Genomic DNA, 23,813 nt, shown 5'->3' with positions numbered 1-23,813 from the left:
GGTTGGGCGGCACCTTTACCTGCGGAGACTCTGCTGGTAGCAGTGCTGTGTGCGGATAACTCCTGCGAGCGCCCTGGTTGCCGTGGCGATCGTGGTCAGCGGCTGCCTGAGCTGGGTGCACAGCTCGGCACCGACCGCCTCGCTGAACGACGAGGTCCGCGACGGCAATTTCGCGTTCACCGTGACGGTGATCGACCTTGGCGTGCAAAAGATCGGCTACCAGGCCCCGCAGGGTGTATTCGTCGTCGTTCACCTCATGGTCAAGAACATCGGCAAGCTGCCGAGAACCGTGTACTGCCAAAACCAGACATTGCGCGACCAGGCCGGCAGGAAGTACGACAACGCCTTGACTGTCGGTAGCCGGGAAGACCAGATCAACATCAACCCCGGCAGCCAGGTTCACGTGAGATGTGCGTTCGACGTGCCTGTCGGCACGCTGCCGGCCACGCTGCAGGTACGCGACTCGCCGTACTCGAAGGGCGCGATCGTGACGTTGTTGGGAGCGCACTGAGGTATTCCGGCGATGCTCGCGGCGGGGCCGTGTTCGGTGTGGCATTCTGCGTGGATGTCCGCGCCTTCGGCGGCTGCTCCTTCGGGTGTTGTGACGTTCCTGTTCACCGACGTTGAGGGTTCGACCGGTCGGTGGGAGGCCGATCCCGATGCGATGCGGGCGGCGCTGGCCGCCCATGACAAGGTCTTGCGCGACGCGATCGAGGCGCACGGCGGCTGGTTTTTCAAGCACACCGGGGACGGTGCGTGTGCAGCATTCTCATCGCCCAAATCCGCGGTCGACGCCGCGGTGGCCGCCCAGCGGCAGCTGGAGTTGCCGGTGCGGATGGGACTCGCGACCGGTGAGGCCGAACTGCGCGATCGGGATTACTTCGGGGCGGTGCTGAATCGTGCTGCGCGGGTGATGGCGGCGGGCCATGGTGGTCAGATCCTGTTGGCCGAGTCGACGGCGGCTCTGCTTAGTGGAGTAGACCTGGTGGATCTGGGGCGGCGACGGTTGAGGGGTGTCCCAGTCGCGGTCGAGGTGTTCCAGGTGCGAGCAGCCGGACTGCCAACGGAGTTTCCGCCACTGCGGGCGCTCGATACGACGCAGGGAAATCTGCGCCCCGCGCCGACGAGATTGATCGGGCGCGAATCCGAGGTCGGTGAGATCGAAGCGACGCTCAAGGCGCATCGTTTGGTGACACTCACCGGCGTGGGTGGAGTGGGTAAGACCCGCCTCGGGTTAGAAGTCGCGGCGCGGCTAATCGATGAATTTCCGGACGGGGTATGGGTTTTCGAGCTGGCTGCGGTTACCGATCCGGCAGCTGTTCCCGACGCGGTGGCCGCGGTGATGGGCATCACCCAGCAGCCGGATAAGAGCGTGAGCGAGTCGGTGGCCGCCGCGTTGGAGGGTCGAGTCCGGTTGTTAGTGATCGACAACTGCGAGCACGTGCTCGACGCCGCCGCCGATTTGATCGAAGCCATCCTGCGCCACTCGCCGACGGTGACAATCCTGGCCACCAGCCGAGAAGGACTCGGCGTCCCCAACGAGCAGGTATGGCCCGTGCCGTCACTAGACGTGAGACCCGGAATCGACTCGTCGGCGGTGTCGCTCTTCCTCGAACGCGCCCAAGGCCTGGCCCCACACTTCGTGCCGACCACCCAGGAGGCCGACGCGATCGTGGAGATCTGTCGGCGTCTGGACGGGATTCCGTTGGCCATCGAATTGGCCGCCTCGCGTATGTCGTCGATGACCGCCGGTGAGATGCGTGACCGCCTGGGTCAACCCTTCCGCCTACTTGTCGGATCACGGCGGAGCCTGGAACGTCACCACACGCTGCGACACGCGGTGCAGTGGTCGTATGACCTACTCCACGACGCGGAGAAGGCGCTGCTGGACCGGTGTTCGGTGTTCGCGGGCGGATTCGACATCCAAAGTGCCTGCGCCGTATCCGGATTCGATGAGGCCGATGATTCCCGTGATTACGTCGTGCTGGATCTGGTCGACGCTCTGGTGCGCAAATCGCTGTTGGTCGCCGACCGGTCTGCGGAACGCACCCGGTTCTCGATGCTGGAAACGATCCGCCAGTTCGGCGAAGAACAACTCGTGGCCAAGGGTGAGGCTGACGATGCACGTGCAGCGCAGGCCCGTTACTTCGCCGGCCGCGAAGACGACATCCTCGCGCTCTGGGGCAGCCCCCGTCAGCGCGACGCGTACGACTGGTTAGCAACCGAGTTGGCGAACTTGCGAACGGCGTTTCGCTGGGCAGCCGACCGCGGCGATCTTGATGTTGCCGCCCCAATTGCAACGTATGCGGCATGGTTCGGCTTTCTCACCGAGAATTACGAACCGATCGCGTGGGCCGAAGAGCTGATCGAGCCGGCACGCGCCACTGACGACCCCCGGCTCACGGCCCTGTATGTGCTGGCGTCGAATTGCTACATGGCCGGACGGATCGATCCGGGCATTCGCTACACCGAGGCCGCCGAGCGGCTGATTACCCGTGCGAGCGAGTTCGTTCCGTACGGCGCCGAGGGCTTCGTTGGCGCTGGCTACGTTGCTGTTGGTCAGCCGGAACGGTGGATTCGTTGTTGTCGTGCTCAGCTCGGACGCAGTCGCGAGGACCACACGCTCACCAGGGCGTGCCTGGTCAACGCGCTGGGGGTTACCGGTTCGGTTGACGAGGCGATGGTCGCCGCGAACGGTTTGATCGACGCCGCCCAAGCGACCGGCAACCCGTTTGCACTTTCCTGGGCACTCAGCGCCTTCGGCTTCGTCTTCTATGACGCCGACCCTGTCGGCTCGCTCATTTCCCTGCGACGTGGCCTGGCGATCGCCCAGGACAGCGGAAACCGCTTCAATCTGTCGATCCTTGCCTACAACCTGGGTCGCGTCGAGGCCGAACACGGCGACCCGCTGGCTGCCTTCGACTGCTTCACCCTGGCGATCGGTAACTTTCACGACTCGGGCAACACATACATGATTCGCACCCCGCTGGGGTTTCTGGCCGCGTTTTTCGACCGGCTCGAACGATACGAACCGGCGGCGACCATCGCCGGGTTCGCCGTCACAAGCCCGCTGGCCGCGCTTCCCGTTATGGCAGAGTTCGAGACCGCGATCGCTCATCTTCGCAATGTGCTCGGTGAGGCGACTTACACATCGCTCGCACGCAAGGGTGAGGCGATGACCACCGCCCAGATGGTGAGGTATGCCTACGACCAAATCGACCAGGCTCGAACAGAATTGGAACGTCCGGACTGACGGCGTCTCAGTCCAGGTAGTCGCGAAGTACCTGAGAACGGCTGGGGTGGCGCAACTTTGACATCGTCTTCGACTCGATCTGACGGATGCGCTCGCGCGTCACGCCGTAGACCTGGCCAATCTCGTCGAGGGTGCGTGGCTGGCCGTCGGTGAGGCCGAAGCGCAGCCGTACTACGCCGGCCTCGCGCTCGGAAAGCGTGTCCAGCACCGACTGCAGCTGGTCTTGCAGCAGCGTGAACGACACCGCGTCGACGGCCACCACGGCTTCGCTGTCCTCGATGAAGTCGCCGAGCTGGCTGTCGCCCTCGTCGCCGATGGTCTGGTCCAGCGAGATCGGCTCACGGGCATACTGCTGGATCTCCAGCACCTTCTCCGGCGTGATGTCCATTTCCTTGGCCAGCTCCTCGGGCGTGGGCTCGCGGCCCAGGTCCTGCAGCAGCTCGCGCTGGATACGGCCCAGTTTGTTGATCACCTCGACCATGTGCACCGGGATGCGGATGGTGCGGGCCTGGTCGGCCATCGCGCGGGTGATCGCCTGGCGAATCCACCACGTGGCGTAGGTGGAGAACTTGTAGCCCTTGGTGTAGTCGAACTTTTCGACCGCACGGATCAGGCCCAGGTTCCCTTCCTGGATCAGGTCGAGAAACGCCATGCCCCGGCCGGTGTAGCGCTTGGCCAGCGAGACCACCAGCCGCAGGTTGGCTTCCAGCAGGTGGTTCTTGGCGCGATCGCCGTCGCGGCAGATCCACACCATGTCCCGACGCTGCGCGGCGGGCAGCTTCTCGCCGCGATCGTTGAGTTCGGACATCAGCTGGGTTGCGTACAGACCCGCCTCGATGCGCTTGGCCAGCTCAACTTCTTCTTCGGCGTTGAGTAGTGCCACCTTGCCGATCTGCTTCAGGTAGGCGCGAACCGAGTCCGCCGATGCGGTGAGTTCGGCGTCCTTGCGCGCCTGTCGCAGTGCTTCGGACTCGTCTTCGTCCCACACGAAATCGCCGGAGGCCTTGTCCTTTTCGGAGGGCTCGGCGATCTCCTCGTCTTCTTCAGCGGCAGCCGCACCGGGCGCGGCAGCCGCGGTCGCCTCGCCGTCTTCGGACTCCTCGGTGTCACCGGCGTCGAGCTCGCCGTCGTCGCCTTCGGACGCGACATCCTCCAAGTCGTCGAGGCTGAGATCTGTGTCGATGTCGAGATCGTCGCCCGGCTCGACGTCGATTTCCGGGTCGATGTCAAGGTCCTCGGCGGCCTCCAGGGCGCCGTCGGCGTCGGTCGTTACCTCGCCGGAATCCCCGGCCGCTTTGGTCGCCGCGCCGCGCCCGGCGGCCTTTGCTGGGCCTTTGGCTGGGCGGGCTTTCTTGGTGGCGTCGGCGGGCTCGGTTTCCTCGTGAGACTTGGCCGCCCGGGTTGCCGTCTTAGTGGCCCGCTTGGCGGGGGCGGCGCCGTTGGCGGCCTTTGCTGGTGCTCGCTTTGCGGGGGCCTTGGCCGGAGACTTGGTGGCGGTGCGCTTTACCGGTTCGTCAGTCGCCGGGCTTGCCTTGGTCGCTGCCACATACACCCCTTCGGTTGGACTCACTTCCGGTGGGTCTGGGCATGCGTAACCGAAAGTGTCTGCTATGTCGAATGTCGGCGTTGATATCAGCGTGAGTACTCGCGCGCTATCGGTTGGGCGGCCGCCGACGACCATTGTAACTTCACTGGGCACTTGTACTGCCCGAGCGGGCAAAATCAGTGCGTCACGTCCGTGACTGAAGCCATGGCCGCGCCCACTATCCCGGCGGCGTTTTGCAGGGTGGCAGGGACCACCGGAGTGCGGTTTTCCAGCAGTGGCACCCATTTGTCGGCCTTGCGGCTGATACCGCCGCCGGCGATGAACAGGTCCGGCCAGATGGCGTTCTCAATGGCGACGAGCACGCGTGTCACCTGTTTGGCCCACTTCTGATAGCTCCAGTCGTAGCGCTCTTTGACCGATGATGCGGCCCTTTGTTCGGCTTCCTTGCCGCCGACCTCGAGATGGCCGAACTCGGTGTTAGGGATTAGTACGCCGTTGTGGATGAGCGCCGATCCGATTCCGGTTCCGAAGGTGAGCAGCACAACCAGGCCAGAGTTGTTGCGGCCCGCGCCGTAGCGTTCTTCGGCCAGCCCGGCCGCGTCGGCGTCGTTGAGAATCGTGACCTGCTGGCCGTCCAGTTCGGCGCTGATGACGTCGTGCGCGTTGGTTCCGATCCAGGATTTATCCACGTTGGCCGCCGTCTGCACGACGCCGTGGGTCACCACCCCGGGATAGGTCACCCCGAGCGGACCCGTCCAGCCGAACCCGTTGACGACCTCGGCGATGGTCTTCGCGACCGCCGAGGGAGTGGCGGGTTGCGGGGTCAACAGCTTGAGCCGCTCGCCGATCAACTGGCCGGTGTCCAGGTCGACGATTCCGCCCTTGATGCCGCTTCCGCCGACGTCGATGCCGAAGCCGCGACGCTGGGGCGTGTCGTTACCGAGCTCGCTGCTGGTCATCGAATCTCCTCGGCGAGATTGTGCTGTCGGCCCACCTTAAGCCGTGTGATGCGATAGTCCGGTGACCCCACCCCACAATGAACCCGCACAGCTGCGCTCGGTGGCCGAAACCCTTGCCGCAGAGGCGGCTGCGTTCGTGCGGGATCGGCGCGCGGAGGTTTTCGGCGCGTCTGCCGAGGCCGCCGAAAGCGGTGCGGTGCGAACAAAGACCACTCCTACCGATCCGGTGACGGTGGTCGACACCGAAACCGAACGGCTGTTGCGGGACCGGTTGGCTCGACTGCGGCCTGGTGATCCGATTCTCGGCGAGGAGGGCGGCGGGCCCGATTCTGCTGTCGCCGACACGGTCACCTGGGTGCTTGATCCCATCGACGGCACAGTGAATTTCGTGTACGGCATAGCCGCGTACGCGGTGTCGATCGGAGCTCAGGTCAGCGGCGTCTCGGTGGCCGGCGCGGTTGCCGACGTCGTGGCCGGCAAGGTGTATTCGGCGGCATCCGGCCTGGGCGCGCATGTCAGTGACGAGCAGGGGACCCGGGCATTGTCATGCAACGGCGTCGACGAGTTGTCGATGGCGTTGCTGGGTACCGGGTTCGGGTACTCACCGCGGCGCCGCGCCGTTCAGGCAGCGCTGCTGGCCCGGATGATCCCGGTGGTGCGCGATGTGCGTCGCATCGGCTCGGCGGCGCTGGATTTGTGCATGGTCGCCGCGGGCCAGCTGGACGCCTACTACGAACACGGGCTGCAGCCGTGGGATTCGGCGGCGGGCGCATTGATCGCGGCCGAGGCCGGCGCACGGGTCGTGTTGCCGTCGCCGAATGTGAACGGCGCCGGATTGGTGGTTGCTGCGGCGCCGGGAATCGCCGACGAACTGCTAGCGGCCCTGGAGCGATTCGACGGCCTGGACCCGATCCTGGACTGAGCCGTCAGCAGCTATTCGCGTGGATCTTTGCCAGTAGCGCGTGATCTGCCGGCTCTGTCGCTCCCGGGCGCAACGTGGCCAGCACCGCGTCGATGTTGTCGCTGTGCGCCAGCGAGCTGAAGTCGGTGCCCAGAGCGAGGTCGACGGAGTCGTCGGCGCGACTGTCGTGGAACAGCTCGGTGCACGGCGCGACGAGCCATACCGCAGCGGCGGCTGCTTGGCCGGCGGTGCCGAAGCGGATCTGGCCTTGGCAGTTCAGTCGGGTGCCGGCATAAAGCGGGTCGTTGGCCGATGTCGGCTGGGCGAACCCGAGATCCTGCAGTGCGCCGGCGATGTCGGCCGCCTGACCGCCGCGCCCGCTGGCATTGAGCACGCGGACCTTGGTGTCGCTGAGTTTGGCCGGCGAGACGTCGGTCATTTCGCTGCGTGGCACCTGCTCGCCGAGCCTGGTCGGTCCCGCATCGGCGGCTTGCGGCGGCGGGTTGCACACGGCGGCTTCGCGAACATCCACCGGTCGAGTCAGCGCGACCGTCCACACCACACCCGTCACCACCACCAGGAAAATGACCACGACGATGGCAGGACGAGGGTTGCGCCGCCGGAATGGGCGACCGTGCTTGTCAAAGGCGGTACCCTCGGTGATTTGTGCGACCACACGTGCACTTTAATCTGCCGACGATGCGTGCCGGCACGGCACGTTGAGGAGGCGGATCATCGGGCTCAAGTCTGCCGACGATGCGTGCCGGCACGGCACGTTGAGGAGGCGGATCATCGGGCTCAAGTCTGCCGACGATGCGTGCCGGCACGGCACGTTGAGGAGGCGGATCATCGGGCTCAAGTCTGCCGACGATGCGTGCCGGCACGGCACGTTGAGGAGGCGGACGGTGAGGTGAAACCGCACGCGAAGCGCACCGTTAAAGGCCGAGCACAAGGGTCAAGTCAGGGGTGTGACGTAAATCACAGTCGAATCTCCCGAGATACGGGCACGAATCATTTGGTGGATGCGTTCGACGCTGGTACAAAGCGTTGCTTGAACTTTATGAGGGCATGTGAGGGGACAGGACAATGCCTACCGACTATGACGCTCCGCGGCGCACCGAGACCGACGAAGTCTCGGAGGATTCGCTGGAGGAACTCAAAGCACGCCGGAACGAGGCGGCATCGGCAGTCGTCGACGTGGATGAATCAGAATCCGCGGAATCTTTCGAATTGCCCGGCGCCGACTTGTCCGGCGAAGAGCTGTCGGTGCGCGTCATTCCCAAGCAGGCCGACGAGTTCACCTGCTCGAGCTGCTTCTTGGTGCAGCACCGCAGCCGGTTGGCCAGCGAGAAGAACGGCGTGATGATCTGTACCGACTGCGCGGCCTGAGAGCCGCACTCAGCTTCTCAGTGCCGACAGCACCCGCTCCGGGTGGCGGCAGCTCACCAGCCAGTACGGCGTCGGATCGTCGGGGTCGTCAAGTACCAGCAGAATCATCGGGCCGACCCATGCTCGGTGCAGAACGAAGGCCGCCGGGTCGAGCTGGCGGCCCAAGGCCGCCGACTTGGCGGTGCGCGCGACTTCGGCGGATCGGGTGATCACCGTGACCGGCAGATGCGCCTCGGCGGCCCAGAGTTCGACACCGTCTGATCCGGCGGTGACCCGAATCTCGATGCGGCCCAGCCATAGCAGTGCACCGGCCGCGACGGCGAACAGCGTGATGAACGGCAGCCAGTCAGGCAGGGCGGGAACTCCCTGGTTGACTTCGGTCGCGATCAGCGCCGCCAGCGCCAGCGCCAGCGGCCACCACCACCACGGCACCCAGAGTCGCTCGCGATATCGCACGTTATGCGGCGCGACGCGGGTATTAGACATCCGGTCAAGGGTAGTCTGTGCCCCCGTGTCGACCACTCTTGCCGTTGTTCGCCTAGATCCAGGGCTGCCGATGCCCAACCGTGCTCACGACGGCGACGCCGGAGTCGATCTCTACAGCGCAGAAGACATCGAGCTGGCTCCGGGACACCGCGCCTTGGTCCGCACGGGTGTGGCTGTCGCCGTCCCGTACGGCATGGTGGGGCTGGTCCATCCGCGGTCGGGTTTGGCTTCGCGGGTAGGGCTGTCGATCGTCAACAGCCCCGGCACCATCGATGCGGGCTACCGTGGCGAGATCAAGGTCGCACTGATCAACCTCGACCCCGCGACGCCGATCAAGGTGAATCGCGGCGACCGTATCGCCCAGTTGCTGGTGCAGCGGGTTGAATTGGTAGAGCTGGTTGAGGTGTCGTCCTTCGACGAGGCCGGGCTGGCCCAGACATCCCGTGGCGACGGTGGTCACGGTTCCTCCGGCGGACATGCGAGTTTGTGAATGGCATTCGGTAGACGCAAAGGCGACAACGACAGCACTGCCGGCAAGCCGGTAGAACCCGACGTCGAGGCGCCAGTTGACGCCGACGACACCGACGATGAGCTGCAGGGGCCCTTCGACATCGAAGACTTCGACGACCCGTCGGCCGCGGAGTTGGCCCGGCTCGACCTGGGGTCGGTGCTGATTCCCATGCCGGCCGCGGGTCAGGTGCAGGTCGAGCTGACCGAGACCGGGGTGCCCAGCGCGGTGTGGGTCGTCACGCCCAACGGGCGTTTCACGATCGCGGCGTACGCGGCGCCCAAGAGCGCCGGTCTGTGGCGGGAGGTGGCCAGCGAGCTCGCCGACTCGCTGCGCAAGGACTCCGCCCAGGTCTCCATCAAGGACGGCCCGTGGGGCCGCGAAGTGATCGGCACCGCGTCCGGCGTGGTGCGCTTCATCGGCGTCGACGGCTACCGCTGGATGATCCGCTGCGTCGTCAACGGGCCGCACGAGACCATCGACGCGCTGACCGACGAGGCGCGGGAGGCGTTGGCGGACACCGTCGTTCGCCGTGGCGATACCCCGCTGCCGGTTCGCACGCCGCTGCCGGTTCAGTTGCCCGAACCCATGGTGCAGCAGCTCCGCGAAGCGGCGGCCCAACAGGCCGCAGAGCAAACCGCTGAACAGGGATCAGCACAACAGGAATCCAGTGAACCGGCCCCGCGTCGCGGCGCCGAGGGATCGGCGATGCAGCAGCTGCGCAGCACCGGCGGCGGTTAAGGCAGTTCGATCGCCGCAAGAGCGGCCAGGCAGGCCGCGCCCAACGCGGCGGTGTCCGCGCCGATTTCGTCGAGGGTGACCGTCCGCAGCGCGGCATGAGGCGCGGCGCTCACCCAGTCGAGACCGACCTGTAGCGGGTGGATCGGATCGTCGATGGCGGCGGCCACCCCCAGCGGCGTAGCCAGCCGGGCCAGCTCGGCGTGGCTGGGCCCCCCGTAGCCGGCCGCCTCCTCCATTGCGTCGGGCAAATGCGGCCACTGGGCCTGCCACGATCGCGTCAACTCCGCGGCCAGCCAGGGCGGGCTGGAGGCGCGCATCTTCGCCGTCGTCGCCGCCAAACCGTCACTGCGTAGCTGCGCGGCGGTGTACCGCGCGGCCTGCGCAGCCGGCGCCGATTCGGGCGATCCCGTCCACGGCGGCAGCGCGGCCAGAACGGCGACCACCCGATCGGGATGAGCCAGAGCCCACGCGGCGGCCACGGCGGCTCCGATCGACACTCCGCCGACGCCGATCGGGCCGCTGCGCGCGGCGTCGTCCAAGACGGCCAGATAGCCGCTGACTAGCTGATCCGGCTCTGGCGGCGGGGTGACCACGACCGCGCCGACCGCCCGCAGTGGGCCGGAAAACGCCCGGTAGACGTAGCCGTCGTCGGAGCCGGTACCGGGCAACAAGACGGTCGTGACACCGCGCAGATCGACAACCACCCCCTGATAGTGCATGGTGCCCAGAACTGGGCCAAAATCACAGTTTGGTCTGCCTGGCGGACGGGAACCAACAGGTCTACGGTGACCGTTGGCATGATGGAATGCCAATCGCTAACAGTCATTCCGTACCGACGGTGAAGTGTCAGGAGAGGCCATGAAGGCCCAGGGTTATTTGCGCCGGCTCACCCGTCGTTTGACGGAGGACCCGGAGCAGCGCGACGTCGAAGAACTCTCCGACGAGGTAGCCAATACCGGCGCGCAGCGCGTCATCGATTGCCAGCGCGGCCAGGAGGTCACGATGGTGGGCATGTTGCGCAGTGTGGAAACCAACGGCAAGGGATGCTCAGGCGGTGTGCGCGCCGAACTGTTCGACGGCACCGACACGGTGACGCTGGTGTGGCTGGGGCAGCGCCGGATACCCGGCATCGACTCCGGCCGCACGCTGCGGGTCCGGGGCCGGTTGGGCAAGCTGGAGAACGGCACCAAGGCCATCTACAACCCGCATTACGAAATTCAGCGGTGAACATCCTTAACCGTGAACGCTAGTCGCATCAGCGCTGATCGCCTGCTGGCGCAGGCCGGGGGCGTCAGCGGTCTCATTTACTCCTCGTTGCCGGTTGTGATCTTCGTCATTGCCTCCAGCGTTTCGGGCCTGTTGGTGGCCATCGGATCGGCGCTGGGCGCGGCCGCGTTGGTGTTGCTCTGGCGGCTCATCCGGCGGGAATCCGCCCAGCCGGCGATTTCGGGTTTCTTCGGCGTCGCAGTATGTGCGCTGATCGCTTATCTGGTGGGGCAATCCAAGGGCTATTTCCTGCTGGGCATTTGGATGTCGTTGTTCTGGGCGGTGGTTTTCGCCGCCTCGGTCCTCATCCGCCGGCCCGCGGTTGGCTACCTGTGGAGCTGGGCCAGCGGACGCGATCGCAGCTGGCGCGAGGTACCCCGCGCCGTCTATGCGTTCGACATCGCCACGCTGGGCTGGACGCTGGTGTTCGGTGCCCGGTTCGTCGTCCAGCACATGCTGTACGACGCCGACAAGACCGGCTGGCTGGGCGTGGCACGAATCGGGATGGGCTGGCCGCTTACCGCGATGGCCGCCCTGGCTACCTATATCGCGGTCAAGGGCGTGCAGCGTGCCATGCCGGCCGAAATCGCGGAAGCCGAAGTCGAAGCAGACGCGATCGACGTAGATGCTCGGCGCGAACAGCCGTAGTGGCTATGCAGTCAGCTGGTCGGCAGGAACAGCCGGCTCAGTTCCTCCTCCGCCTCGGTGACCGCGACGAAGAGCAACTCGTCGCCGCCCTCCAGCGGTTCGTCGGCTTCGGGAACGATCACCCGCGGTCCGCGCAGAATCGTCACCAGCACGGCATCGCGCGGCAGCTGCAGTTTGCGCACCGGCTTGCCGCCCCAGGGGGTGTCGTCGGGCAGGGTGATCTCGACCAGATTGGCCTGACCACGGCGGAACTCCATCAAACGCACCAGATCGCCGACGGCCACCGCCTCCTCGATCAGCGAGGCGAGCATGCGCGGGGTGGACACCGCCACATCCACGCCCCAGGCGTCGGTGAACAGCCACTCGTTGCGGGGATCATTGACCCGCGCAACCACCCGGGGCACGGCGAATTCCGTCTTGGCCAGCAGGCTGAGCACGACGTTGGCTTTGTCGTCACCGGTCGCGGCAACGACGACGTCGAAATCCTCGAGGTGTATCGATTCCAGCAGGCTGAGCTCGCACGCATCGCCCAGCCGCCAGTGTGCGGCCGGAATGGCGTCCGGGTCGAGGTGCTCGGCGTTTCGCTCGATCAGCGTGATTTCGTGGCCGTTGTCCACCAGCTCGCGGGTGACTGAACGGCCGACGGCACCCGCGCCGGCTACCGCGACCTTCATTTACCGGGTCCCGTCTCGACGTCCTCGCTCGGGGGCAAGGCCGCGATGGCTACCGCCTCGGCGGCCCGCCCGGAGATGGCGGCCACATAGACCTGGTCGCCGGCCTGCAGAACGGTCTTCGGTTCGGGCAGGATTCCGGTGCCGAAGCGGATCATGAACGCCACCCGGGCGCCGGTGGCCTGCTCCAAATCGGTGGCCCGGTGCCCCACCCAGTCCTCGTGCAAGACGACCTCGGAGACCGCGACGGTTCCGGTTGGGTCCCGCCACTTGGCGGTTTCGGTCTCCCGGGTGAGCGCGTTGAGCAGACGATCGGTGGTCCAGGGCACCGTGGCAATGGTGGGGATGCCCAGCCGTTCGTACACCTCGGCGCGTTTTGCATCGTAAATACGGGCCACCACGCGCTTTACGCCGAAGGTTTCCCGGGCCAGCCGGGCAGAGATGATGTTGGAGTTGTCTCCGGAGGACACCGCTGCGAACGCGTCGGCGCCTTCGATGCCCGCTCGCAGCAGCACATCCCGGTCGAAACCCTGGCCCAGCACTCGCTCGCCGGCGAACTCTGGGCTGAGCCGGTTGAAGGCCGCACTGTCCCGGTCGATAACCGCGACATCATGGCCTATCCGGGACAGGCCGTCGGCCACCGAGGACCCGACTCGGCCGCACCCCATCACAACCACCCGCACTTGAGGTCCTTTCGGCTGTGTCCTGCGTGTTGTGTTCGGTGAAAGTTCTCGCTAGGGAACGCTACCGTCAAACCCACGTGGGCTTACTCTTGGCTCTCGTGTCCAAACTTTCAACCGCTGCGCGCCGGCTGCTCATCGGCCGGCCGTTTCGCAGCGACCGGTTGAGCCACACGCTGCTGCCCAAGCGCATCGCCCTGCCGGTATTCGCCTCCGACGCGCTGTCCTCGGTGGCGTATGCGCCGGAGGAAATCTTCCTGATGCTTTCGGTGGGCGGCTTGGCGGCGTACACGTTGTCGCCGTGGATCGGCCTGGCGGTGGCCGCCGTGATGCTGGTCGTGGTGGCCAGCTACCGGCAGAACGTGCATGCCTACCCGTCCGGTGGTGGTGACTATGAAGTAGTCACCACCAATCTCGGTGGCAACGCGGGCCTGGTTGTGGCCAGCGCCCTGATGGTGGATTACGTTCTCACCGTTGCTGTTTCGACGGCCTCAGCGATGTCGAACATCGGCTCGGCCGTTCCGATCGTGGCTCAGCACAAGGTGTGGTTCTGCGTGGCCGCGATCCTGTTGGTGACGTCGATGAATCTGCGCGGGGTACGAGAGTCGGGATTGGCGTTCGCCATCCCGACGTATGCCTTCATCATCGGTGTGACGGGCATGATCGGCTGGGGATTCTTCCGGATCTTCGTGCTGGGAAATCCATTGCGGGCCGAATCGGCAGGTTTTCAGATGCATTCCGAGCACGGAAAGATCCTCGGTTTCGCGCTGGTGTTCCTGGTGGCGCGGTCGTTCTCGTCGGGCTGCGCGGCACTGACCGGGGTGGAGGCCATCAGCAACGGGGTGCCGGCGTTCCAGAAACCCAAGTCGCGCAATGCCGCAACGACACTGCTGATGCTGGGCGGCATCGCGGTGGCCTTGCTGATGGGCATCATCTTGCTGTCCAAGGAGATCGGGGTGCAGCTGGTCAGCGACCCAGCGACGCAGCTGTCCGGTGCCCCCGCCGGCTACTACCAGAAGACGCTGGTCACCCAGCTGGCGCAGACGGTGTTCGGCAGCTTCCACATCGGGTTCGTGCTGATCACGACGGTCACCGCGCTGATCTTGGTGCTGGCGGCCAACACCGCGTTCAACGGATTCCCGGTGCTCGGCTCCGTGCTGTCACAGCACAGTTACCTGCCTCGCCAGTTCCACACCCGCGGCGACCGATTGGCCTTCTCCAATGGAATCGGATTTCTGTCGGTAGCGGCGCTGCTGGCGATCGTCGCGTTTCGCGCCGAGTTGTCGGCGTTGATCCAGTTGTACATCGTCGGCGTGTTCATTTCATTCACGCTGAGTCAGATCGGCATGGTGCGGCACTGGACCAGGCTGCTGCGCACCGAGACCGACCCGTCGGCGCGGCGCAAGATGATGCGCTCCCGGGTGGTCAACACGATCGGATTCATCGCCACCGGCACGGTGTTGCTGGTGGTGCTGGTCACCAAGTTTCTGGCCGGGGCGTGGATCGCCATCGTCGCAATGAGCATGCTGTTCATGCTGATGAAACTGATCCGCCGGCACTACGACGGGGTCACCCGGGAATTGGCGGAGCAAGCCGCCGCCCACGAGGACGAGATGGTATTGCCCAGCCGCAACCACGCCGTGGTGCTGGTGTCCAAGCTGCATCTGCCGACCCTGCGCGCGCTGGCCTACGCGCGAGCGACTCGTCCCGACGTGCTTGAAGCCCTCACGGTCAGCGTCGACGATGCCGAAACCCGTGAGCTGGTGCACCAGTGGGAGGAAAGCGACATCACCGTGCCGCTGAAGGTCATCGCTTCCCCCTACCGCGAGATCACCCGCCCGGTGCTCGATTACGTCAAGCGCGTCAGCAAGGAATCGCCGCGCACGGTTGTCACGGTGTTCATTCCGGAGTACGTGGTTGGCCGCTGGTGGGAACAGTTGCTGCACAACCAGAGTGCGCTGCGGCTCAAGGGCCGGCTGCTGTTCATGCCCGGGGTGATGGTGACTTCGGTTCCCTGGCAACTGACTTCCTCGGAACGGGTGAACGCGTTGCAGCCGCACGCCGCACCAGGCGACGCACGCCGGGGCATCTTCGATTGACCCGCGCCGGCGACGATGCAGTGGGGGCACCCCCGGCCGCGCAGCGGCGAGGGGGACGAAGCGATGAGGTGGGGGTACCACCCGCTTGCGGGGGAGAGTGGCGCCATTGGGCGCGCCGGCGACGATCCTCCCGCGGAACTGACGTTGGTCGCCGGCGCCCCCGCCAACGGCGGCAGCTGCGTGGCGCACCACGAAGGCCGAGTGGTCTTCGTCCGCTACGCGTTGCCCGGCGAGCGGGCGCGAGTCCGAGTCATCGCGGACCACGGAACTTATTGGCATGCAGCGGCTTTCGAGATCCTGGATGCGTCTCCCAGCCGTACGGAGTCACTGTGCCCCATCGCGGGCGTCGACGGCGCCGGATGCTGCGACCTGGCGTTCGCTGAACCCGAGGCCGCCCGGGAACTCAAGGCGCAAGTGGTGGCCAACCAGCTGCAACGGCTTGGCGGGTACAGCTGGCAGGGCGAGGCGCAACCGCTGTCGGATGCCGGCCCGACGGGGTGGCGCACCCGGGTCCGGCTCAGTGTGGGAGCAGACGGCCGCGCCGGCTTTCACCGCTACCACAGCGACGCACTGGTGACCGATCTGCGCTGCGGGCAATTACCCGACGGCATGCTGGATGGCCTGGATGCGTCAGACTGGCCGCTGGGCGCGCAGCTGCATGTCGCCGTCGACGACGATGGCACACGCCATGTGGTGCGCACCCTGCGCCAGGGCCCACGCAACAGAACCCGGACCGCGACAAAGGTTTTCGAGGGTGACTATCATGCGCTGCAGCGGGTGGGCCGGCGCACCTGGCGGGTGCCGGTGACGGCGTTCTGGCAGGCACATCGCGACGCGGCCGGCGTCTACAGCGGCTTGGTCGCAGACTGGGCACAGCCCGCCACGGGCATGACGGCCTGGGATTTCTATGGTGGCGCAGGGGTTTTCGCCGCAGTGCTGGGGGAGGCGGTGGGGAAGTCCGGACGGGTGCTGTCGGTCGATACCGCACGCGCGGCGACGGGAGCTGCGCGTGCCGCGCTGGCTGATCTGCCGCAGGTCGATGTCGTCACCGACTCGGTTCGCCGCGTGCTGGCGGCGCAACGAGCCGCCGCGGACGTGGCGGTGCTGGACCCGCCGCGAGCGGGTGCCGGACGCGACGTGATCGACCCGCTTGCCGCGGCCGGGGTGCCGCGGGTGGTGCATATCGGTTGCGAGGCAGCGTCTTTCGCGCGCGACATCGGGTTGTATCTCGAACGCGGCTACACCGTCGAGAAGATCAGGGTGTTCGACGCCTTCCCGTTGACGCACCACGTCGAGTGCGTCGCGCTGCTCACGCGCTAGTACTCAGGCGGGCACCTTGCCGAGGATGGCGCGCGCGATGCCGAGGATGGCCTGCTGGGCATCCTCGGTGATAGCGGCGCCCGAATAGGACAACACCAAGTCGATGACAATGTTGGCTTTGGCGGCAATCGCGCGCAGTGTCCGGACCGGCATGCCCGGAGTGGTCTGAACCATTGTCGTAATGCCGTCGCCGGCGTCGCTGGGAGGGCTGAGCGACATCGTCGCCGAAAGGCCGCCGGTAAAAGTCACCGTGACGCTGGTGCCGCCGCATTGACGCCACTGTGCCTGCAATTTGGCCAGTTGCGCGGTTGCCGCCGGCGCGTCGCGAAACGCTGCGACACCCTGGATGACCTGAAGGATGTTGCGGGCGTCTCGGATGTCGGCGAACGCCGCGGCGTAAAAGCCGAGGACGTCCTTGATGTCGTAGGCCTCGGGGGTGCCGGGCGCGATGGCTCCGTAGCACTCGGGACGGTCTATCGTTCCGTCCCGCTCCGACCTGGCGATCTGGTGCCACGCCTTGCCGGCCGTCAACCTGGGATCGCCGGTGATCTCCTTGAGGGCGTCCAGGCCGGCCAACAAGCTGGGTATATCGTTGGACGCCACCGTGGGCTGAGCCGGTGTCGTCGTGACGGCGGTGGACGCTTTGCTGCTGGCAGTCGTGGCGGATGGGGTTGCGCTCTGGTTGGCCGAGTCGTCGCCCAGCGTTGCCCATACGACCAGCCCGATGATCACCAGGGTGACGAGCACCAGCGACGCGGTCGCCAGGATCTTGACGCGCCGGTGCTGAGGCCGGGGTTCGTCGGGCGGATATTCGAAGATTGGGCCGGAATCAAATGGGTTGGGTCCATGTGTCATTACTCGACCTCAGTTCCACACGAAGTAGCGCAGCCATAAGTAGATCGCCGAAAGTCCAACGGAGACAACTGTGACGATGGCGCCTTTGCGGGTGAACTCCCAGAACGAGATGGGAGTGCCCGCGCGCCGGGCGATTCCCAGCATGACGACGTTGGCGCTGGCGCCGACAGCCGTCAGGTTACCGCCGAAGTCGGCGCCCAGCGCCAGCGCCCACCAGAACGTGCCGGGGCTGACGTGGCCCGGCAGGGAGGCCACCAGTTGAGCGACGATCGGTGTCATGGTGGCGACATAGGGGATGTTGTCGATGATCCCTGAGATCGGTGCCGAGACGCCGAGAATCAAGCCAGCGGTGAGCAATTCGTGCCCGCCGGTCAAGGCCGTAGCCGACCGCGCGAGGTCGTTGACCACACCGGTCTTGACCAGCGCCCCGACCATGATGAACAGTCCGGCGAAGAACAGCAACGTGTCCCACTCCACGCTGGACAGGTAATCGGAGCGCTGCAGCCGCGAGATCACGATCAGCACGCCGGCGCCCAGCAGCGCGACGATCGATGGCTGCATGTGCAGCAGCGGGTGCGCGATGAAGGCGGTGAACACCAGCAGCAAAACCACGCCGCACTTGATCAGCAGCCCCCGATCACGGATCGCCTCACGCTCGTCCAGCGACATCACCTCGGCGACGTTTTCGGGTGCGGCCGTGATCGAGCCGAACAGCGGGCGCAACAGGGCAATGAAGACCGCCAACACGATCAACACGATCGGCGCCATGTGGATCAGGAAGTCGTTGAACGTCAACCCCGCTCGGCTGGCGATCATGATGTTGGGCGGGTCGCCGACCAGGGTCGCCGCGCCGCCGATATTGGCGGCGAACACCTCGGCCATGAGAAACGGAACTGGATTGATCGCCAGCCGTTCACACACCAACAGCGTCACCGGCGCCACCAGCAACACCGTCGTGACGTTGTCGAGCAGGGCCGAGCCGAAAGCCATCACCAGCACCAGCAGGATCATGATCCGCAGTGGTGAGCCCTTGGCGCGTTTGGCAGCCCAGATCGCGATGTATTCGAACACGCCGGTCTGCCGCAGCACTCCGACGATCACCATCATGCCGAACAGCAAAAAGATTACGTCCCAATCGATCCCGGTCTCATGGGAGTAGAAGACGTCGTGGGAACTGATGATCGGCAGGGTTACCACGATGGCCGCACCGCCCAGCGCCGCAAGGGTTTTATGGACGCGGTCACTGGCGATCAGGACATAGGCGACGACGAATACGACGATCGCGATCACGCTCATGCGCTGCCCACCGCGAAATAGCGCAGCCAAAGGTAGAGCCCCGCCAAACCGAATGACATGACCGTGACCACTGTGCCCTTGCGGGTGAATTCCCAAAAGGAGATGGGATTGTCTGCGGCCCTGGCGATTCCGAGGACCACGACGTTGGCACTGGCGCCGACGGCGGTGAGGTTCCCGCCGAAGTCGGTGCCCAGGGCCAGGGCCCACCACAGCACGTCGGGGTTGACGTGGTCGCGCACCGATGGCACGAGGTCGGCGACGATAGGTGCCATTGCCGCGGCGTAGGGAACGTTGTTGACGAAGCCGCTGATCACCAGCGAGGCGGCCAGAATCACCATCGTCGTGAGCAAGGCATTGCCGCCGGTCACGGTGACGGTCAACTTGGCGAACTGCTTGACCACCCCAGTTTTCACCAGAGCCCCGACGACGATGAACAGCCCGGCGAAGAACAGCAGGGTGTCCCACTCGACGCTGGACAGATAGTCGGCGCGCTCCAGCCGGGAAATCACGATGAGCATGCCGGCGCCCAGCATCGCCACGAGCGAGGGTTCCAGGTGGATCTGTGCGTGTGCGACGAATGCGGCGAATACCGCCACCAGGACCGCGCCGCATTTGATCAACAGAGCGGGATCGCGAATGGCCTCCCGCTCTTCCAGCGACATCACATCGGCGACGCGCTCTGGATCGACGGTGAACGCGCCGGGGAAAAGTCGCGGCAGCATGAGGATCAATACGGCCGTCACGATGAGCACGATCGGCGCCAGGTGAACCAGGAAGTCGTTGAACGACAGATCGCCCTTGCTGGCGATCAGAATGTTGGGCGGGTCACCCACCAGCGTCGCGGTACCGCCGATGTTGGAGGCGAAGGCCTCAGCCATCAAGAAGGGCGCCGCGCTGATCGCCAGCCGATCGCAGACCAGCAGCGTGACCGGGGCGATCAACAACACCGTGGTGACGTTGTCCAACAGCGCCGACGCCAGCGCGGTGACTGCCACCAGCAGGATCATGATGCGCAGCGGCGAGCCCTTGGCGCGCTTGGCGGCCCAGATCGCGACATACTCGAACACACCGGTTTGCCGCAGCACTCCGACGATGATCATCATGCCGAGCAGCAAAAAGACTACGTCCCAGTCGATTCCGGTCTCATGGGAGTAGAAGACGTCGTGCGAGTTGATGATCGGCAGGGTGACCACGATGGCCGCGCCGGTAAGGGCGACCAGAGTCTTGTTGACGCGGTCGTTGGCGATCAACGCGAACGCCACCACGAATACGGTGCCCGCGACAGCACTCATCGGGCTCATGGGTTACGGGATCAAACCTTCAGCGCTGCCGCGAGCAGGCGGGAGGCGGTGATCACTCCGTGCAATGTGCCGTCCTTGACCACGGCGATCAGTGGGCTTCTGAGCCGGGCCATCAGCGCGGCGACTTCGATGATGGTGTCGTCGGCATTGGCCGGGGAAATGTCGACCAGGTGATCGGGCAACACATCGCGGACCGTTTTGCCGCTCAACTTCTCCGCGGCACGATCGGCCATGGATTCGTTGAGGACGCCGGCGAGCGAGGGATCGTCCTGGACGTAGCGCGGCACGATGAACCGCACCACCTGGGAGGCCGGCAGCACCGCGTAGGGATTGCCTGACGTATCGGTGACCAACAAGCCGGGCAGCCGGTGCTCGGCCAGCATCCGGGCGGCATCCAGGGCGTTGGAGTCGATGCTGATGACCGGAAACTCTTCGACGATGTCCTCGGCGCGCATAGGGCGACGATACGACCGAATGGTGAGGCCGGTGTGATCGATGTGTGGGCTCAGGACATACTCCCGGGTCGCAGGGGTCGCGTTGCAATGACTGCCGACCAGGCTTCCCGGCACACCGGCACTTACCGTACCAATCGGGCCGTACCAATCGGGCACCTACTTTTCGTCCCAACACAGGGGGTGTGAATTAGCGGTTGCTGCGTAGACTGACGGGATGCTGGAACAGATCCGCGGACCCGCTGATCTGCAGCACCTCTCCCAGCAGCAGTTACGGGACCTGGCTGCCGAGATTCGCGAATTCCTGATTCACAAGGTGGCTGCCACGGGCGGACACCTGGGGCCGAATCTAGGTGTGGTCGAGCTGACGCTGGCGCTGCACCGGGTCTTCGACTCCCCGCACGATCCGATCATCTTCGACACCGGTCATCAGGCCTATGTCCACAAGATGCTGACCGGACGCTGTCAGGAGTTCGAAACGCTGCGCAAGAAGGGTGGGCTGTCGGGCTATCCGTGCCGGGCTGAGAGCGAACATGACTGGGTCGAGTCGAGCCACGCCAGCGCAGCCTTGTCGTATGCCGACGGCCTGGCCAAGGCGTTCGAGCTGACCGGTCACCGCAACCGGCATGTGGTCGCCGTCGTCGGCGACGGCGCGCTCACCGGCGGCATGTGCTGGGAGGCGCTGAACAACATCGCCGCCTCGCGCCGGCCGGTGATCATCGTCGTCAACGACAACGGCCGCAGCTACGCGCCCACGATCGGTGGCGTGGCCGATCACCTGGCCACACTGCGGCTGCAGCCAAGCTACGAGAAGTTCCTGGAAAAGGGCCGCGACGCCATGCTGTCGGTGCCGGTGGTGGGCGATGTGTTCTACCGCTTTGCGCACAGCGTCAAGGCCGGTCTCAAGGACTCGCTGTCACCACAGCTGCTGTTCACTGACCTCGGGCTGAAATACATCGGTCCGGTCGACGGCCATGACGAACGGGCGGTGGAGGTCGCGCTGCGCAGTGCCCGCGGCTTCGGGGGCCCGGTGATCGTGCACGTGGTCACCCGCAAGGGGATGGGCTACGCGCCGGCCGAAGCCGACCAGGCCGAGCAGATGCATTCCACCGTGCCGATCGATCCGGTCACCGGGGCAGCGACCAAGATCGCGGGCCCGGGCTGGACGACGACGTTTACCGATGCGCTCATCGGTTACGCCGAGAAACGCCGCGACATCGTGGCTATTACCGCCGCCATGCCCGGACCTACCGGGCTGACGGCTTTTGGAGAGCGCTTTCCGGACCGGCTGTTCGACGTCGGCATCGCCGAGCAACACGCGATGACGTCGGCGGCCGGGCTGGCGATGGGCGGCATGCATCCGGTGGTGGCCATCTATTCGACGTTCCTGAACCGGGCGTTCGACCAGATCATGATGGACGTCGCGTTGCACAAGCTGCCGGTCACCATGGTCTTGGACCGGGCCGGAATCACCGGTTCGGACGGCCCCAGCCACAACGGCATGTGGGATTTGTCGATGCTGGGCATCGTGCCGGGCATCCGGGTCGCCGCGCCCCGCGACGCCACCCGGTTGCGTGAGGAGCTGGGCGAGGCGCTCGACACCGACGACGGGCCGACGGCGTTGCGGTTCCCCAAAGGCGATGTGGGAGAAGATATTCCGGCGCTGGAGCGGCGTTCAGGTATCGATGTGCTGGCGGTGCCGGCTGGCGGCTTGAACCACGATGTGCTGCTGATAGCGGTCGGCGCGTTCGCGTCGATGGCGCTGGAGGTGGCCAAGCGGCTGCACAACCAGGGCATCGGCGTTACGGTGATCGACCCACGCTGGGTGTTGCCGGTGTCCGACGGGGTGCGTGAACTGGCGGCCCAGCACAAGCTGCTGGTCACCCTGGAAGACAACGGGCAGGCCGGTGGTGTGGGTTCGGCCGTGTCGGCAGCGCTGCGGCAGGCCGAGATCGATGTGCCCTGCCGCGATGTCGGGCTGCCGCAGGAGTTCTACCAGCATGGCTCGCGCGGTGAGGTGCTGGCCGAGTTGGGGCTCACCGATCAGGACGTGGCGCGCCGGATTACCGGTTGGGTTGCCGCGCTGGGAGCCTGTGCATCCGACAACCGGGCAGTAGCCGAGATCCGCGAGCAGCTGGACTAGTTGTTATCGGCTTTGGCGTCGGCTTTGGGGTCGGTTTGGGCCGGGTGCGTCACCGCGGTTGCCAGCACCTCGACCACCAGTTCGCATTGCCACGTTCGCGCATGGCCGGTCCGCAAGTAGGTATCGACCGCTTCGACCGGGGCCCGTGCGCCCTCCCAGTCCCAGCACAGCCGTCGCACCAGGTCCGGGGCGACCAGGTTCTCCGTCGGCACGCCGACCCGTTGGGATACCTTCGCCAACCCCGAGCGGGCCGCCTCCAGCCGGGCGGCGGCCTCGGGCTTGCGCCGGCTCCAACGGGCCGGGGGTGGCGGCCCATTGGGCGCCTCACCCACTTCGGGTAGATCCTGGTTTTCTCGCGCCGCTTCCAATGCCGCCAACCACATTGCGGCGCTGCGGCGTTGGTTGCGCCCGCCGAACACCGGCAGCGCGGTCAGGTCGTCGACAGTCTTGGGGTCCGCAATGGCGGCGTCGATGATGGCCGAGTCCGGCAGGATGCGCCGGGGCGCGATGTCGCGGCGCTGGGCGATGCGGTCGCGCGCCGTCCACAACTCGCGCACCGCCGCGAGGGCGCGCCGATCGTGCACCTTGTGGATGCCCGACGTGCGTCGCCAGCGGTCTCGCCGGCCCGGAGCCGGGAGGGTCCGATCCTCATAGGTGCGTAAGTGCTCGAATTCCTCTGCGGCCCAATCGGCTTTGCCCTGGCCGGCAAGTACGTCCGAGACCGCCGCGCGCAGCTCGATGAGCAACTCCACGTCCAGAGCGGCGTAGTTGAGCCAGGCCGCGGGCAGCGGGCGCTTGGACCAGTCCGCCGCGCCGTGGCCCTTGGCCAACCCCATGCCCAGCAGGCGATGGACCATGGCGGCCAGATTGACCCGATCGAAACCGGCCAGGCGGCCGGCGAGCTCGGTGTCGTAGAGCGCCGACGGCCGCATGCCGACCTCGGCCAGACACGGCAGATCCTGATCGGCGGAGTGCAGAATCCATTCGTCTTCACGCAGCACTTCGGCGACCGGCCGCAGCACGGTCAGCGGGTCGCCGCCGTGGCTGACCGGGTCGATGAGGACGGTACCGGCGTCGGCCCGCCGTATCTGGATCAGGTAGGCGCGGTTGGAATACCGAAATCCCGACGCCCGCTCGGCATCGACGGCAAAAGGTCCACGCCCGCCGGCCAGTAGTTCTGCGGCCGCCTTGATCTGGCGCGGGCTCACCGAGAGCTGGGGCACGCCGCTGGCCGGATGCAGCAGCAGCGTCGGTTCGGGGTCGTCCTCCTCGGCCCGATCGGCCTCTGGTTCGCTCATG

23 protein-coding genes and 1 pseudogene are annotated in these 23,813 nt (G+C 66.0%); 12 read left to right on the top strand and 12 right to left on the bottom strand.

What is annotated here, in order from left to right:
- Nucleotides 1–49: 49 nt before the first annotated feature.
- Both BST12_RS14505 and BST12_RS14500 read left to right on the top strand, forming a co-directional pair.
- Complete coding sequence (locus BST12_RS14505; protein WP_083113816.1) at nt 50–511, top strand: DUF4352 domain-containing protein; 462 nt, start codon at nt 50–52, stop codon at nt 509–511.
- 54 nt (nt 512–565) lie between these two features.
- Nucleotides 566–3,253, top strand: coding sequence for an ATP-binding protein (locus BST12_RS14500; protein WP_083113815.1), 2,688 nt, complete (start codon nt 566–568; stop codon nt 3,251–3,253).
- 7 nt (nt 3,254–3,260) lie between these two features.
- Here the strand turns inward: BST12_RS14500 and BST12_RS14495 are convergent, their stop codons facing one another.
- Both BST12_RS14495 and ppgK read right to left on the bottom strand, forming a co-directional pair.
- Nucleotides 3,261–4,799, bottom strand: a complete 1,539-nt coding sequence (locus tag BST12_RS14495) for an RNA polymerase sigma factor (protein ID WP_139801686.1) — start codon at nt 4,797–4,799, stop codon at nt 3,261–3,263.
- Nucleotides 4,800–4,975: 176 nt separating this feature from the next.
- Nucleotides 4,976–5,758, bottom strand: coding sequence for a polyphosphate--glucose phosphotransferase (ppgK, locus tag BST12_RS14490; protein WP_083113813.1), 783 nt, complete (start codon nt 5,756–5,758; stop codon nt 4,976–4,978).
- Nucleotides 5,759–5,819: 61 nt separating this feature from the next.
- Here ppgK and BST12_RS14485 point away from each other — a divergent pair, with 61 nt between their 5' ends.
- Nucleotides 5,820–6,680, top strand: a complete 861-nt coding sequence (locus tag BST12_RS14485; protein WP_083113812.1) for an inositol monophosphatase family protein — start codon at nt 5,820–5,822, stop codon at nt 6,678–6,680.
- A gap of 4 nt (nt 6,681–6,684) precedes the next feature.
- Here the strand turns inward: BST12_RS14485 and cei are convergent, their stop codons facing one another.
- Nucleotides 6,685–7,335: an envelope integrity protein Cei gene (gene cei, locus BST12_RS14480; protein WP_083113811.1), complete on the bottom strand. Its 651-nt coding sequence runs from the start codon at nt 7,333–7,335 to the stop codon at nt 6,685–6,687.
- 410 nt (nt 7,336–7,745) lie between these two features.
- Between cei and BST12_RS14470 the strand changes: the two genes are divergently transcribed.
- Entirely contained in the window at nt 7,746–8,048 is a 303-nt protein-coding gene (locus BST12_RS14470) for a DUF4193 domain-containing protein (protein ID WP_083113809.1), read from the top strand.
- Nucleotides 8,049–8,057: 9 nt separating this feature from the next.
- Here the strand turns inward: BST12_RS14470 and BST12_RS14465 are convergent, their stop codons facing one another.
- Nucleotides 8,058–8,534 (bottom strand): DUF3093 domain-containing protein, encoded by a 477-nt coding sequence (locus tag BST12_RS14465; protein WP_083113808.1) that lies wholly within the window; start codon nt 8,532–8,534, stop codon nt 8,058–8,060.
- 25 nt (nt 8,535–8,559) lie between these two features.
- Here BST12_RS14465 and dut point away from each other — a divergent pair, with 25 nt between their 5' ends.
- On the top strand, nt 8,560–9,024 hold the full coding sequence (dut, locus tag BST12_RS14460; RefSeq protein ID WP_083113807.1) for a dUTP diphosphatase: 465 nt from the start codon (nt 8,560–8,562) through the stop codon (nt 9,022–9,024).
- Nucleotides 9,025–9,783 (top strand): DUF3710 domain-containing protein, encoded by a 759-nt coding sequence (locus tag BST12_RS14455; RefSeq protein WP_083113806.1) that lies wholly within the window; start codon nt 9,025–9,027, stop codon nt 9,781–9,783. It begins immediately after the preceding gene.
- On the opposite strand, the gene BST12_RS14450 is transcribed toward BST12_RS14455, so the two are convergent.
- Nucleotides 9,780–10,487: a hypothetical protein gene (locus tag BST12_RS14450; protein WP_083113837.1), complete on the bottom strand. Its 708-nt coding sequence runs from the start codon at nt 10,485–10,487 to the stop codon at nt 9,780–9,782. The two genes, BST12_RS14455 and BST12_RS14450, sit on opposite strands and share 4 nt — an antisense overlap.
- 154 nt (nt 10,488–10,641) lie before the next feature.
- Between BST12_RS14450 and BST12_RS14445 the strand changes: the two genes are divergently transcribed.
- Nucleotides 10,642–11,010, top strand: a complete 369-nt coding sequence (locus BST12_RS14445; RefSeq protein ID WP_083113805.1) for an OB-fold nucleic acid binding domain-containing protein — start codon at nt 10,642–10,644, stop codon at nt 11,008–11,010.
- Nucleotides 11,011–11,022: 12 nt separating this feature from the next.
- The gene (locus BST12_RS14440) at nt 11,023–11,697 is read left to right on the top strand and encodes a DUF3159 domain-containing protein (RefSeq protein ID WP_083113804.1); all 675 of its coding nucleotides are present in this window, start codon (nt 11,023–11,025) and stop codon (nt 11,695–11,697) included.
- Between the two features lie 11 nt (nt 11,698–11,708).
- Here the strand turns inward: BST12_RS14440 and BST12_RS14435 are convergent, their stop codons facing one another.
- Together BST12_RS14435 and BST12_RS14430 are read right to left on the bottom strand one after the other, a co-directional pair.
- Nucleotides 11,709–12,371, bottom strand: coding sequence for a potassium channel family protein (locus BST12_RS14435; RefSeq protein WP_083113803.1), 663 nt, complete (start codon nt 12,369–12,371; stop codon nt 11,709–11,711).
- On the bottom strand, nt 12,368–13,051 hold the full coding sequence (locus BST12_RS14430) for a potassium channel family protein (protein WP_083113802.1): 684 nt from the start codon (nt 13,049–13,051) through the stop codon (nt 12,368–12,370). Before BST12_RS14430 ends, BST12_RS14435 begins: the two co-directional genes overlap by 4 nt.
- Before the next feature lie 98 nt (nt 13,052–13,149).
- Here BST12_RS14430 and BST12_RS14425 point away from each other — a divergent pair, with 98 nt between their 5' ends.
- From BST12_RS14425 to BST12_RS14420, 3 genes and pseudogenes are all read left to right on the top strand, one after another.
- Nucleotides 13,150–15,147, top strand: coding sequence for an APC family permease (locus BST12_RS14425; protein WP_083113801.1), 1,998 nt, complete (start codon nt 13,150–13,152; stop codon nt 15,145–15,147).
- A pseudogene (locus BST12_RS34870) lies at nt 15,144–15,255 on the top strand (hypothetical protein); the annotation flags it as partial. The gene BST12_RS14425 and the pseudogene BST12_RS34870, both read left to right, overlap by 4 nt.
- Complete coding sequence (locus BST12_RS14420; RefSeq protein ID WP_139801685.1) at nt 15,253–16,467, top strand: class I SAM-dependent RNA methyltransferase; 1,215 nt, start codon at nt 15,253–15,255, stop codon at nt 16,465–16,467. The pseudogene BST12_RS34870 and the gene BST12_RS14420, both read left to right, overlap by 3 nt.
- Before the next feature lie 3 nt (nt 16,468–16,470).
- On the opposite strand, the gene BST12_RS14415 is transcribed toward BST12_RS14420, so the two are convergent.
- From BST12_RS14415 to BST12_RS14400, 4 genes are read right to left on the bottom strand one after another with little or no spacing between them, the layout of a single operon-like run.
- Complete coding sequence (locus BST12_RS14415) at nt 16,471–17,322, bottom strand: sensor domain-containing protein (protein WP_083113800.1); 852 nt, start codon at nt 17,320–17,322, stop codon at nt 16,471–16,473.
- A 9-nt stretch (nt 17,323–17,331) separates the two neighbouring features.
- Complete coding sequence (locus tag BST12_RS14410; protein ID WP_083113799.1) at nt 17,332–18,618, bottom strand: ArsB/NhaD family transporter; 1,287 nt, start codon at nt 18,616–18,618, stop codon at nt 17,332–17,334.
- A complete protein-coding gene (locus BST12_RS14405; protein ID WP_083113798.1) occupies nt 18,615–19,910 on the bottom strand; it encodes an ArsB/NhaD family transporter in 1,296 nt (431 codons plus the stop codon). The genes BST12_RS14410 and BST12_RS14405 overlap by 4 nt, the downstream gene beginning before the upstream one ends.
- A gap of 20 nt (nt 19,911–19,930) precedes the next feature.
- Nucleotides 19,931–20,374: a CBS domain-containing protein gene (locus tag BST12_RS14400; protein ID WP_083113797.1), complete on the bottom strand. Its 444-nt coding sequence runs from the start codon at nt 20,372–20,374 to the stop codon at nt 19,931–19,933.
- A 214-nt stretch (nt 20,375–20,588) separates the two neighbouring features.
- Here BST12_RS14400 and dxs point away from each other — a divergent pair, with 214 nt between their 5' ends.
- Entirely contained in the window at nt 20,589–22,514 is a 1,926-nt protein-coding gene (gene dxs / locus BST12_RS14395; protein ID WP_083113796.1) for a 1-deoxy-D-xylulose-5-phosphate synthase, read from the top strand.
- Here the strand turns inward: dxs and BST12_RS14390 are convergent.
- Nucleotides 22,511–23,812: a ribonuclease D gene (locus BST12_RS14390; RefSeq protein ID WP_083113795.1), complete on the bottom strand. Its 1,302-nt coding sequence runs from the start codon at nt 23,810–23,812 to the stop codon at nt 22,511–22,513. The two genes, dxs and BST12_RS14390, sit on opposite strands and share 4 nt — an antisense overlap.
- Nucleotide 23,813 lies beyond the last annotated feature (1 nt).

This window comes from Mycobacterium angelicum (genome assembly GCF_002086155.1).
GTDB lineage: Bacteria > Actinomycetota > Actinomycetes > Mycobacteriales > Mycobacteriaceae > Mycobacterium > Mycobacterium angelicum.
Note: the sequence above shows the minus strand (reverse complement) of the source record. Positions and strands in the feature narration are given on the sequence as shown.